This window comes from Planococcus sp. TJ-302 (assembly GCF_058268455.1).
Map to the genome: position 1 here is coordinate 98,702 of NZ_JBZDOI010000001.1, position 12,174 is coordinate 110,875.

Annotated in this window: 10 protein-coding genes; 8 read left to right on the forward strand and 2 right to left on the reverse strand. The window is 47.7% G+C overall.

Features of this window, described 5'->3' with window-relative positions:
• Positions 1 to 433 precede the first annotated feature (433 nt).
• A complete protein-coding gene (gene ald, locus AC4EHB_RS00590; RefSeq protein ID WP_490980407.1) occupies positions 434 to 1,552 on the forward strand; it encodes an alanine dehydrogenase in 1,119 nt (372 codons plus the stop codon).
• 66 nt (positions 1,553 to 1,618) lie between these two features.
• Here the strand turns inward: ald and AC4EHB_RS00595 are convergent, their stop codons facing one another.
• The gene (locus AC4EHB_RS00595; protein ID WP_490980408.1) at positions 1,619 to 2,716 is read right to left on the reverse strand and encodes a M24 family metallopeptidase; all 1,098 of its coding nucleotides are present in this window, start codon (positions 2,714 to 2,716) and stop codon (positions 1,619 to 1,621) included.
• A 96-nt stretch (positions 2,717 to 2,812) separates the two neighbouring features.
• On the opposite strand from AC4EHB_RS00595, the gene AC4EHB_RS00600 reads away from it, so the two are divergent.
• Both AC4EHB_RS00600 and AC4EHB_RS00605 read left to right on the forward strand, forming a co-directional pair.
• Positions 2,813 to 3,493, forward strand: a complete 681-nt coding sequence (locus AC4EHB_RS00600) for a metal-dependent hydrolase (protein WP_490973666.1) — start codon at positions 2,813 to 2,815, stop codon at positions 3,491 to 3,493.
• A 147-nt stretch (positions 3,494 to 3,640) separates the two neighbouring features.
• Complete coding sequence (locus AC4EHB_RS00605) at positions 3,641 to 4,948, forward strand: DRTGG domain-containing protein (RefSeq protein ID WP_490980409.1); 1,308 nt, start codon at positions 3,641 to 3,643, stop codon at positions 4,946 to 4,948.
• Between the two features lie 63 nt (positions 4,949 to 5,011).
• Here AC4EHB_RS00605 and AC4EHB_RS00610 read toward each other — a convergent pair whose 3' ends face one another.
• Entirely contained in the window at positions 5,012 to 5,311 is a 300-nt protein-coding gene (locus AC4EHB_RS00610) for a YtpI family protein (protein WP_490973668.1), read from the reverse strand.
• A gap of 93 nt (positions 5,312 to 5,404) precedes the next feature.
• Between AC4EHB_RS00610 and AC4EHB_RS00615 the strand changes: the two genes are divergently transcribed.
• From AC4EHB_RS00615 to accA, 5 genes are all read left to right on the forward strand, one after another.
• Positions 5,405 to 6,343 (forward strand): DHH family phosphoesterase, encoded by a 939-nt coding sequence (locus AC4EHB_RS00615; protein ID WP_490980410.1) that lies wholly within the window; start codon positions 5,405 to 5,407, stop codon positions 6,341 to 6,343.
• A 21-nt stretch (positions 6,344 to 6,364) separates the two neighbouring features.
• Positions 6,365 to 9,421 carry a DNA polymerase III subunit alpha gene (dnaE, locus tag AC4EHB_RS00620; RefSeq protein ID WP_490981475.1) on the forward strand — a complete coding sequence of 1,019 codons (3,057 nt, stop codon included), beginning with the start codon at positions 6,365 to 6,367 and terminating at the stop codon, positions 9,419 to 9,421.
• Between the two features lie 113 nt (positions 9,422 to 9,534).
• Positions 9,535 to 10,185 (forward strand): FadR/GntR family transcriptional regulator, encoded by a 651-nt coding sequence (locus AC4EHB_RS00625; protein ID WP_490973670.1) that lies wholly within the window; start codon positions 9,535 to 9,537, stop codon positions 10,183 to 10,185.
• Complete coding sequence (gene accD / locus AC4EHB_RS00630) at positions 10,169 to 11,047, forward strand: acetyl-CoA carboxylase, carboxyltransferase subunit beta (RefSeq protein ID WP_490973671.1); 879 nt, start codon at positions 10,169 to 10,171, stop codon at positions 11,045 to 11,047. Before AC4EHB_RS00625 ends, accD begins: the two co-directional genes overlap by 17 nt.
• On the forward strand, positions 11,034 to 12,017 hold the full coding sequence (accA, locus tag AC4EHB_RS00635; protein WP_490980411.1) for an acetyl-CoA carboxylase carboxyl transferase subunit alpha: 984 nt from the start codon (positions 11,034 to 11,036) through the stop codon (positions 12,015 to 12,017). Before accD ends, accA begins: the two co-directional genes overlap by 14 nt.
• The last annotated feature ends 157 nt before the right edge of the window (positions 12,018 to 12,174 follow it).

Here is a 12,174-nt window from a genome sequence, read left to right on the forward strand (position 1 = left end):
TTTGTTATATAGATTGAACCATATTAGTTGAAATAAAGAAGTGGGGTATTTGAATTTGCTCTGGTCGCTTTGGGCAGTGCAATGACGATTGTTTCTGTCCCTGTCCCTGTCCCTGTCCCTGTCCCTGTCCCTGTCCCTGCAACGCTGCGCTAGCTTCGGGACATGAAAAACCGTTGCAACGCTACGCTAGCTTTGAAACATTGGAGTGCGTTGCAGTGCTGCGCACTTCGTCGCAAAGGCATTGCCCCAATGCTTGGGTCCATGCCTTCGCAGCTTTTTTGCGAAATTTTGACAACTGAATTCAATAACTCAATATATATATCTTGAAAAAAGAAGAGCGGAATCTGGGAATATCTGATAAAATGGACTTGCTTTGAACATTTAACCGGTTTCTCAATAATATATTGTAGAACAGACATTGGAGGGTTTTGAAATGCGTATTGGAGTACCAACAGAAGTGAAGAACAATGAAAACCGTGTCGCGATGACACCTGCGGGCGTTGTCAATTTGACATTATTCGGCCATGAAGTTTTCATCCAGGCAGGAGCTGGACTCGGCTCAGGTTTTACGGACGAAGACTATGTTGTTGCAGGCGCACAAATCGCAGCAACAGCCCAAGAAGCGTGGTCGCACGACATGGTTATGAAGGTCAAAGAACCAGTTGCTTCGGAATACGGCTTCTTCCGCGAAGGGCAGATTCTGTTCACCTATCTTCATTTAGCTCCGGAGCCTGAATTGACGAAAGCGTTGCTTGAGTCGAAAGTGATCGGCATCGCCTATGAAACGGTTCAGCTTCCGAACAACACATTGCCGTTATTGACGCCAATGAGCGAAGTGGCTGGAAAAATGTCCACGCAAATCGGCGCGCAATTTCTGGAGAAAATCTACGGCGGCGGCGGAATCTTGCTTGGTGGTATTCCTGGAGTATCACGCGGCAAAGTAGCTGTTATCGGCGGGGGTGTTGCCGGTACGAACGCTGCAAAAGTGGCAGTGGGAATGGGTGCAAGCGTTACGATCCTCGACTTGAATCCGGATCGCCTGCGCCAATTGGACGATTTGTTCGGTTCTGATGTACAAACTTTGATTTCAAATCCGCTTCATATCGCGGAATCAGTGAAAGAAGCTGACCTTGTTGTCGGCGCAGTATTGATCCCAGGTGCGAAAGCTCCTAAACTTGTCACTGAAGACATGATCAAGTCGATGAAACCTGGCTCTGTGGTCGTTGATATCGCAATCGACCAAGGCGGGATTTTCGAGACGAGCGACCGCATCACGACGCATGACAACCCGACTTACATCAAACACGATGTTGTCCACTATGCAGTCGCAAATATGCCTGGAGCGGTTCCACGCACATCGACGATGGGACTGACGAACGTTACGGTGCCATTTGCAGTGCAAATTGCCAATAAAGGCTTCGAAAAAGCAGTGCTTGATAACGAAGCGCTGAAAAAAGGCGTCAATACTTTCCAAGGCTATGTAACTTATAAAGCGGTTGCGGATGACCAAGGATTGGAATACAAATCGGTTGACGAATTATTGTCCCGATAAATAACAAAGGCTGTTCCCGAAGTCACGATTGATGACTTTTGGGGACAGCCTTTTTTCATACGCTGATCAAGGTTGAATAATTTGCAGCTCTTTTGGATATTTCGTCAACACTTCTACGCCGGTTTCAGTAACAGCGACATCGTCTTCGATGCGCACGCCGACTTTGCCTGGAACGTAAACGCCAGGTTCCAACGTGAACACCATGCCACTTTCGATAATCAAGTTATTGGAACCGTGAAGGGATGGGAATTCGTGGACCGAAATGCCGAGCCCGTGGCCGAGGCGGTGCGTGAAAAATTCGCCATACCCTGCATCTTCGATGACGTTTCGCGCAGCTTCATCAAGCTGAGCAGCGGTAACGCCCGGTTTGACGGCTTCTAATGAGGCGAGTTCAGCTTTCAGCACCAAGTTATACACTTTAATCTGCTCAGCGTTCGGCTCGCCGAAAGCAAGCGTCCGTGTAATATCTGAGCAATAGCCTTTGTGCACGACGCCAAGGTCGAAAAGAACAAGGTCGCCTTTTTGGATTTTGCGGTCGCCAGTCTTGCCATGGGGCGACGCCGCTTTTGGCCCGCTCAGTACAGTGGTATCGAATGACATATGCGTGACACCGCGTTTTTTCAGCGCCAATTCGATTTCCGTCATGACTTCGATTTCCGTAATGCCTTCTTTTAAGGTTTTAGCGCCGACTTCAATTGCGTAATCAGCGAGTTCTGCCGCTTCACGGAGGATTTGCAGTTCAAGTTCATCTTTGATGACGCGCATCGCATTGATTCGATTATCCAATGCTAAAATTTTCAGCTCGCCAATAGCTTCTGTAAGCGCGTCATAGCGTTCGACCGTCATATGCGATTTTTCAATTGCGAATCTGCCAAGGCTGCCCGTCCGCTCTGCAACAGCGGCCGCGAGGATCGACATGGAATTGTCTGTATCGGCATGACCGATAATTTCACCTTCCCATCCAGCATTTTTAGCGTCCGGCATTTCCATTTGCGGGCAAATCAGGAAAGGTTCTGCATCCTTGAATACCATTATGCCAAGCAGGCGCTCATGCGGGTTGCTTTTAAAGCCACTGAAATAAAAGACGTTATCCGGGTTAGTGATGAATGCAGCATCGATGTCAAATTCGTTCAAGTAGCTTTCCAATTGGTTGACTTTGTCCATATGTAGTCCTCCTCTAAATTATTATAGGTGTAGCATAACAAATACTAGGGTATATTACTGCTTGAAACTATTGTCAACAAACTCAGGAGGGATTCTATGCAGCTTTCATACCACGGGCATTCAGTAGTGAAGATTCAAACGAACGGCAAGACGATTTTAATCGATCCATTCATCAATGGCAACAGCTTGACTGACTTGGATGTCAGTACGGAACAACCAGATGCAATTTTGCTGACGCATGCCCATAACGACCACGTAGGGGACACAGTGGAACTCGCGAAGAAGAAAAATGCCAAGGTGGTTGCACCAGTTGAATTGGCAAACTATCTCGGTTCGCAAGGAGTCGATGCAGTCGGCATGAATCTCGGCGGCTCGCATGAATTCGACTTCGGCACTGTTAAATACACAAAAGCATTTCACAGTTCTGCCTATACAACAGAAAGCGGTGATGTGATTTACGGCGGTATGCCAGCCGGCATCTTGTTCAAAGCAGAAGGCAAGACAATCTACCACGCGGGCGATACCGACTTGTTCGGTGACATGGAATTAATTGGTAAACGAAACGATATTGATGTGGCGTTCGTGCCGATCGGCGACTTTTTCACAATGGGACCGGAAGATGCAGCTTACGCAGTCGACCTGATCAAACCGAAAGTAGCTGTCCCAATCCATTACGATACATTCCCACCGATCAAGCAAGATCCTGAAGAATTCAAGAAAATGGTGAAAAGCGCCGAAGTGGCAGTATTGGCAATCGGAACCATCCTTGATATTTAATAGCCGGTCCGGAGAACCCAGTTCTCTGGACTTTTTTTATGGCATCCAGTGCGCAGCCTTTCTTTCCGATGCTTCAGCTGTATCATTGTTTTATTAGGGAATATGGTACACTGAAAAGAACAGCATGCAGAAGGAAAAGGTGAGAAGATGGCTACCAAACACGAACAAATCCTGCAATATATCGAAAAACTTCCGGTCGGCGAAAAAATTTCGGTGCGCCGAATTGCCAAAGAGCTGCAAGTCAGCGAAGGCACAGCTTATCGCGCGATTAAAGAGGCGGAAGTCCAGCGCCTCGTTTCAACGATTGAGCGCGTCGGCACAATCCGCATCGAGCGGAAAAACAAGGAAAATATCGAAAGGCTCACATATGCAGAAATCGTCAATATCGTCGACGGCCAAGTGCTCGGTGGCCGGGCTGGCCTACATAAATCATTGACCAAATTTGTCATCGGTGCGATGCAGCTCGATGATATGATGCGCTATACCGAAGCGGGCAATCTATTGATTGTCGGCAACCGCTACAAGGCCCATGAATATGCTTTGCAAGCTGGAGCCGCAGTCCTCGTGACAGGTGGTTTCGAAGCTTCCGACACAGTCAAGAAACTGGCAGATGAATACGAATTGCCGGTCATTTCGACCAGTTATGACACGTTTACAGTGGCAACGATGATCAACCGGGCGATTTACGATCAATTGATCAAAAAAGAAATTCTGTTGACCGAAGACATATTGATCCCCCTTGAAGAAACACATCTGTTGAATGAAAAAGACTCGATCAGCCGCTACCATGAAAAGAACGAAGAAACATCCCATGGCGGATTTCCCGTGGTAGATGACAATGGCAAGCTTGTTGGCATCATTACTTCACGAGACGTTATGGGGCACGCGCCATCTGAAATGGTCGAGAAAGTCATGACAAAAGATCCCATCACCGTTTCTATGCAGACCAGTGTCGCCGCTGCCGGGCACCGCATGATCTGGGAAGGAATCGATTTGCTTCCAGTGGCGAATGACCAGGGCAAGCTGAAAGGCGTTATCAGCAGGCAAGATGTGCTGAAAGCGATCCAGACCGCACAGCGCCAGCCCCAGCAAGGCGAAACAATTGACGACATCATCAAGAGCCAGCTGAATCAGCAGTCAGCCGACAAACTGGCGCTCGATTTTAAAGTGACGCCGCAAATGACAAACGCATACGGCTCGATTTCATACGGAGCATATTCCATGATTTTGATCGAAGCGGCAACGGCCGCTTTGAAAACGAAAAACCGGAAAGACAGCGCGTTGGAAAACATGACCGTCTATTACTTGAATCCGGTCCAGCTCGATTCTACCGTATCCATAAAACCTGTAATTTTGGATATTAGCCGTAAATCAGCAAAAGTGGATGTTGAAGTAACGTTCGACAACGAAATTGTCGGAAAAGCCTTATTGACGTTCCAATTGCTTGATCGATAAAAGTGGATATGAAAAAACCTCTCCAAAAAGGAGAGGTTTTAGCTCTTGCAACTATTATTCGGCTTACTGGTTCAAGCGCGCTTCTTCAGCAACAAATTGGTGATAATGTTTAGCTGCTTTGTAATTCGTGACGATCATTGCCAAGCCGAGTACGATGAAAATGCCGGCAATGATGTATGTGACGGCTGTCTGGAAGATGAAAAGCTGGTTGATGCCGAAAAACAGCATAAATGCACCCAACGAAAACGATGCGGTTGCGCCGTACCACTTTTTGCGGATCGGCAGCACCGCGCGGAATTGTTTTGTTTTATAATAAAAATAAAAAACAAATGATACAATGATCAATAATACAAATACTAACATAAGGGACCTCCTGTCATGCATAATTCATATCTATTGTACTTAGAAAAGCATGAAATTGCGAATGGATTTCCTTATAAATGGAGGAACTTGGATATGAACAGTCAAATCATCGACACAATTGAACAGTATAGCAAGATCATTATCCATCGCCATGTCCGCCCGGACCCTGATGCTTACGGGTCGCAGCTTGGCCTGAAATATCTCCTCCAGCATAATTATCCGGAAAAACAAGTTCTGGCGGCAGGCGAACACGATTTTACGCTCGACTTTCTCGGATTTCCGGATACGGTTGAAGACCAGGACTTTAGAGGCGCACTTGTAATCGTAACGGATACTGCCAATACCGAACGCGTCGATGACCAACGTTACAAGACCGGGGAAAAAGTAGTGAAAATCGATCACCACCCGAATGACGACGCTTATGGGGACCTGCTTTTGGTCGATACCAAAGCCAGTTCTGCTTCTGAACTCGTTTTCGAATTGTTCGCTTTCGGGCGCCAGCACAAGGGTTGGGATCTGCCGGCTTCAGCCGCGCGCCAGCTATATGCCGGCATAATCGCCGATACAGGCCGATTCCTGTTTCCGAGCACGACAGAAAAGACGTTCGACGTAGCCGGTGAATTGATCAAAGCGGATTTCGATCGCAACGAACTCCACAACGGCTTGTATGAAATGGACCGCAGCCTTCTGCATCTGCAGGGCTATATTTATCAGAACTTCGTCATGGAAAGCAGCGGTGCCGCCCATGTCAAAATCACAATGGATATTTTAAAGGAGTTCGGCGTTACAGCGACGGAAACTTCGCTTCTAGTCGGTTCCTTAGGCAACGTCAAAGACTTGAAAGCATGGGTCATTTTTATCGAAGAAGAAAATGAAATCCGTGTCCGCCTGCGCTCTAAAGGCCCGGTCATCAACGGATTGGCAAAAGAGTTCGGGGGCGGGGGCCATCCAATGGCTTCTGGTGCTACAGCTTATTCATGGGAAGAAGCGGACCAAGTTGTTGCGCGCCTGAATGAAATTTGCTCATCATAAAAAGGAGGGATTGTGTTGTCAATGGTCTACCCGCATATAAGCACTTCGGCTGATCTGCTGAAAAGCACGGTGCGCCTTGACGAACTATTCCCTTTCCTGAAACAGCAAGGGGCCGTCGCGGCTGCCATCGTCAATACGAAATTATACGGCATACTGCCCTTTTGGGAAGCGTGCAAAAAGGCAGGCATCCATGCGGTGGCCGGCCTTTCGGCGTTTATTGAATTCGATGGGCAGGAATATCCAGTGGTGCTGTATGCCCGGTCCAATGCAGGCTACCAAAATTTATTGAAAATAACGAGCGCGTTGTCGACCCGCGATAAAAATTCAATTCCAGAGCAATGGCTCAAAGCTTACAAAGACGGGCTGGTCTGTGTAATTCCGAATTCCATCCAATGGACGCTGACAGACCGGAGTAAAGCGTTCCGTTATTTGCAGTCAGTATTTGGTGCGGAGTGCTTCGCGAGTGTTAGCCGCCCGGGAGGGGAACGGACGGAATACGAAGAAGGATTTGTGGCGCAATGCACCGAAATCGGGATTGCAATCTTCTCCACACAAGAATGCCGCTACTTGCGCGAAGAGGATGCATTTGCTTTTGAAGTAGCTTCAGCAATCGGTCAAGGTTTGAAAATGAATGACCCGGAACGCAAAAAGCCTGGGCACGTAAAAGCATATGTGCCATCAACACAAGAATTTGCTGGCTGGTTCTCAGACCGTCCGGAATGGATCACTGAAGCAGCTGCGTTGATGGCGGGCTGCAAAGTGACGATTGCTCTGAACAGGCAATTGCTGCCGCTGTTCCCGCTTCCGGAAGGGACGGACCGTTTGCGTTACATAGAAGAACTTTGCAAGACTGGCCTTGAGGAGCGGCTGCCTGGAACAACTGCGGACTATTCACAGCGGCTGTCGTATGAATTAGGGGTCATAAGCCAAATGGGCTTTATCGATTACTTTTTGATTGTCGCCGACTTTATGAAGTTTGCCCGTGATCAAGAAATTCTGACAGGGCCGGGCAGGGGCTCTTCTGCCAGTTCACTTGTTGCTTTTTCTTTGCGCATTACAGACGTTGATCCACTAGAACATGGGTTGTTATTTGAACGTTTCTTAAATCCGGAACGCGTGACGCTGCCGGATATTGATATCGATTTCGCTGACCATCGGCGCCATGAAGTTGTGGAATATGTCGCACGAAAATATGGCAAAGATAAAACCGCTCAGATCATTACGTTCGGAACCTTATCTGCAAAAGCGGTCGCACGCGATACCGCTAGGGTTTTCGGCTTCGAGGCGGAAGAGCTGGAGGCAATTTCCAAGATGATTCCGAACCGTCTGGGGACGACTCTAAGGTCAGCATTAAAAGAATCCCCCAAATTCAGCGATTGGGTCACTTCCAAAGATGAACGAAAAACATGGTTCAAAACAGCATTGAAATTAGAGGGGCTGCCTCGGCATGCCTCGACGCATGCTGCAGGCGTAATATTAAGCCCGGCTCCGCTTGTCGATCTTGTACCGATTGAAAAAGGCAGTGAAGACATCTATATCACCCAATGGCCAATGGGAGAGCTGGAACAAATCGGGCTGCTGAAAATGGATTTTCTAGGGCTGCGGAACTTGACGATTCTCGAACAAATACGCCGGCTGCTGCATCGCCAAAGTGGAAAATGGATCGATTACCGCAAAATTCCGCTCCAAGACGATGCCACCTATGCCCTGCTTGCAAAAGGCGACACGACGGGCATATTCCAGCTTGAAAGCGATGGGATGAGACGCTCGCTGCAGCAAGTCAAACCGACGGCTTTCGGCGATATCGTAGCGGTCAACGCATTGTTCCGGCCAGGTCCGATGGAATTTATTCCGTTATATGCTCGCCGCAAGCACAAACAGGAAACCGTGGCTTACGCCCATCCAATACTGGAGCCGATTCTCGCAGAAACTTACGGAGTTATTGTCTACCAGGAGCAAATTATGCAGATTGCTGCCCAGATGGCAGGATTTTCGCTAGGAGAAGCCGACCTGCTTCGGAGGGCAGTCAGCAAAAAGAAACGTGAAATTCTCGATGAGCAGCGTTTGAACTTTACAAAAGGCGCAGCTGCAAAAGGCTTTCCTGCTGATGCAGCGACTGAAGTCTACGATTTGATCGTCCGTTTTGCGGATTATGGATTCCCGAAAAGCCACGCAGTCGCCTATAGCATGATTTCTTATCAACTGGCATTTATGAAAACGCATTACGCCCTTCCGTTTTATGCGGCAATGCTGGCGAACAGTGCAGGCAATAACGAAAAGATTCAGCAGTTGCTGCAGGAGATAAAAGGGCGCAATATCCCGGTTCTTCCACCATCAATCCAAGAAAGCAGCTACTCGTTTTCAGTGGATGATGGAGGGATCCGGATCGGGCTGAATTCGGTGAAAAGCGTGCCAGGCAGTGCCATCAAAACATTGCTGAATGCGCGCAAAGAAGGTCCATTCACCAGCATGTTCAATATTGCAGAACGCATTTCTGCCGTGCATTTTACTAGAAAAGCGTTTGAACCGCTGATAAAAGCGGGCACTTTGGATGGTTTTGGACTGGATAGAGGAGTTCTTCTGGCGTCGCTCGACAGTGCTGTGAAACACGCTGAACTAGTTAAGCCGAACGAGGAACCTGGGCTTTTTGACGATATGGGGTCAAGCTTCATGAAGCCGAAATACGCTAAAGCTTCGCCGATGCCGGAAAACTTGAAACTCGATTTTGAAAAAGAAGTTCTAGGCTTTTATTTGTCGACGCATCCGATTGCGCGGGAAAAAGAACAGCGGCAAAAATCTTTTGCTGATTTAGCGGAATTAAAAAACTGCAAAGACCGCGAACCCGTTCTTGTGCTCGGAATGGTGGAGGATGTCAAGCGGATTCGTACAAAAAAAGGGGACGCAATGGGGTTCGTCACATTGCAGGACGATACCGGGCCTGCATCTGTTACGTTATTTCCGGCTGAATACGCCAAGTTCAACGCATTGCTCGAAATGAACGCCATTTTGGAAGTGCACGGCACCATTGAAAATCGCAACCAAAAAACAACTATTATATGCAAAACGATCCACAGCTGACTGCCTTTCTTCCAAGAAAGGCAGTTTTTTCTTTACGTATGGCAAAAAGTTTTGTATTCTAAACAATATGAGTGGCCAGACCACTTTCAAATTAATGGGAAATAGGGGCGACCATGAATCAATCAAAGCGATATTTAGACATTGTCAAAGAAATCCGAGACATGATTCGGCATGAGAAAATCAGGCCGGGCGACCGCATTCCATCTGAAAGGGAATTGGCTGAAAAACTTCAAGTCGGTAGATCGACGCTCAGGGAAGCGCTGCGAAGCCTTGAATTATTAGGGCTCATCGAAACACGCAGGGGAGAAGGAACGTTCCTGTCCGACCATCGCAATCACAAACTAGTGGAGGTTTTATCCACTTTCATATTGCAGGACAACCAATCCCGGGAAGATGTCTGGGAGACAAGGTTGTTGCACGAAATTTCGGCAATACAGTCTATCTGCCAAAACAAAGCGTTGGCGGAGCTGCGTATTTGGGACAGCTTTAAGAAAAGGCTCGAAGGCGAAAGTTTCCAACGGACCGATTTTGTACGTGAATTGATGGTCTTGTCCGGCAACCGCTTGTCGTTGAAAATATGGTTTTTGCTGCATCAATACAGCGGCAGCCCATATTCCCACGAAGTGGCCGAAGACGAAAAGGAATTTATGCTTCCGATATTGGATGCACTTGAAGAACAGCAAGAAGAGAAGGCGATCCACGCTTTTAAAACCTGGAGCGAATGGATAGAAAAAAGGAGAATGCTAAATGGCGATAATTCGTGAAATGTTTAAACGCAATAAAGAAGATAGAGAAGCAACGATCCCTTCAAAGAAATCCAAGGATGTGCCGGAAGGGCTGATGACGAAGTGCCCGGAATGCAAAGAAATCACCTTGACGAAAGATTTGACAAAATTATTGAAAGTTTGCCCGAAATGCGACCATCATTTTAAAATGACTGCCTACGAACGGATTGACAGCTTGTTGGATGAGGGATCTTTCCACTCGATGGATGACCATTTGAAATCCGAGAATCCGCTCGGCTTTCCCGGCTACGCAGAAAAAATTAAGTCCGATAGTGAAAAGACCGGCTTGAACGAAGCTGTGTTGACTGGAATCGGCAAAATTGGCAGCCATGAAATTTCTATTGCTGTCATGGATTCGCATTTCCGCATGGGTTCGATGGGCTCTGTTGTTGGAGAAAAAATCACCCGTGCCATCGAAGCGGCAACTAGCCGCGGGATTCCGTTTTTGATTTTTACAGCGAGCGGCGGTGCACGCATGCAAGAAGGTGTCTTGTCGCTTATGCAAATGGCGAAGACAAGCGTTGCATTAAAGCGCCATAGCAATGCCGGGCTCTTATTCGTTTCCATTTTGACGCATCCGACAACTGGCGGCGTCTCGGCCAGTTTTGCATCGGTTGGCGATATCAATATCGCGGAACCGAAAGCGCTCATTGGCTTTGCGGGCCGCCGGGTCATTGAACAAACCGTGCGCGAAAAACTTCCGGAAGATTTCCAGACAGCCGAGTTCCTGTTGGACCATGGTCAATTAGATGCCGTCGTCCACCGTGGGAAAATGAAAGAAACCTTAACGGCGATCGTTAAACTTCACGCGAAAGGGGCTGAACACAATGCCCAAGCATAAATTGTCAAAAAAAGGTGCGCCAAAATCGATGGGCTTCGAAGAACCATTGATTCAATTGCATAAAAAAATCAATGAGTTGAAAGAGTATTCCGCTACGGCGGATGTGGATTTGAGTTCGGAAATTAAAAGCCTCGAAGATCGTTTATCAAAGCTGGAGAATGACATTTACGAAAACATGAAGCCTTGGGATCGTGTCCAAGTGGCGCGGCATCCAGAGCGTCCAACAACTTTGGATTATATCCCGCTAATTTTTGAAGAGTTTATTGAATTCCACGGCGACCGTTTATACGGCGATGACGAGGCCATTGTCGGCGGCATCGCTTCTTTTGAAGGGCAGCCTGTTACGGTGATCGGCCATCAGCGCGGAAAAAGTACAAAAGAAAATATCCGCCGCAATTTCGGCATGCCCCATCCGGAAGGTTATCGCAAAGCCCTCCGCCTGATGAAGCAAGCTGAGAAGTTTAAACGACCGATCATTTGCCTGATCGATACGAAAGGTGCCTATCCGGGCAAAGCGGCTGAAGAACGCGGGCAAAGTGAAGCAATTGCACGCAACCTTGTCGAAATGGCTGGCCTTGAAGTACCTGTCTTGTCGATCGTCATCGGCGAAGGCGGCAGCGGCGGCGCGCTTGCGCTGGGTGTCGGAAACCATATTTTGATGCTGGAGAATTCAACCTTCTCGGTCATTTCGCCGGAAGGTGCTGCATCGATACTTTGGAAAGATTCTGCGCTTGCGCAGACAGCGGCTGAGGCGATGAAAATCACCGCACCCGATTTGCTTGAAATGGGCATTATCGAGCGCATGATTCCAGAAGTGCGCGGAGGCGCGCACCATAATTCTCAGAAACAAGCTGCATTCATGGCTGAAGCGATTAAAGAATCGCTTGCTGAGCTGAATAAACTGAACGCTGAAGAATTGATCAACCAGCGTTATGCAAAATTCAAATCAATAGGCGTTTTTAGTGAATAAAGGACCGCTTCGGCGGTTTTTTTCGTTTCAGCAGTCAAGAGGGATTGCCAACTTTTCAGATAGCAGAGTTTTAATGGTAAAATAACGAAAAATTAACAGAACAATAGGGTTTTCAAGACTGACAGTCAGGTGCTAGCGTGGTAAGGTGAAATGAGTA

Bases quoted from the DNA above. Each gene is read 5' to 3' on its own strand.
- AC4EHB_RS00600 (WP_490973666.1), top strand. From the start codon at position 2,813: ATGCAGCTTTCATACCACGGGCATTCAGTAGTGAAGATTCAAACGAAC.
- AC4EHB_RS00610 (WP_490973668.1), bottom strand. From the start codon at position 5,311: ATGTTAGTATTTGTATTATTGATCATTGTATCATTTGTTTTTTATTTT.
- AC4EHB_RS00595 (WP_490980408.1), bottom strand. From the start codon at position 2,716: ATGGACAAAGTCAACCAATTGGAAAGCTACTTGAACGAATTTGACATC.
- accA (WP_490980411.1), top strand. From the start codon at position 11,034: ATGCCCAAGCATAAATTGTCAAAAAAAGGTGCGCCAAAATCGATGGGC.
- AC4EHB_RS00605 (WP_490980409.1), top strand. From the start codon at position 3,641: ATGGCTACCAAACACGAACAAATCCTGCAATATATCGAAAAACTTCCG.
- ald (WP_490980407.1), top strand. From the start codon at position 434: ATGCGTATTGGAGTACCAACAGAAGTGAAGAACAATGAAAACCGTGTC.
- dnaE (WP_490981475.1), top strand. From the start codon at position 6,365: ATGGTCTACCCGCATATAAGCACTTCGGCTGATCTGCTGAAAAGCACG.
- AC4EHB_RS00615 (WP_490980410.1), top strand. From the start codon at position 5,405: ATGAACAGTCAAATCATCGACACAATTGAACAGTATAGCAAGATCATT.
- AC4EHB_RS00625 (WP_490973670.1), top strand. From the start codon at position 9,535: ATGAATCAATCAAAGCGATATTTAGACATTGTCAAAGAAATCCGAGAC.
- accD (WP_490973671.1), top strand. From the start codon at position 10,169: ATGGCGATAATTCGTGAAATGTTTAAACGCAATAAAGAAGATAGAGAA.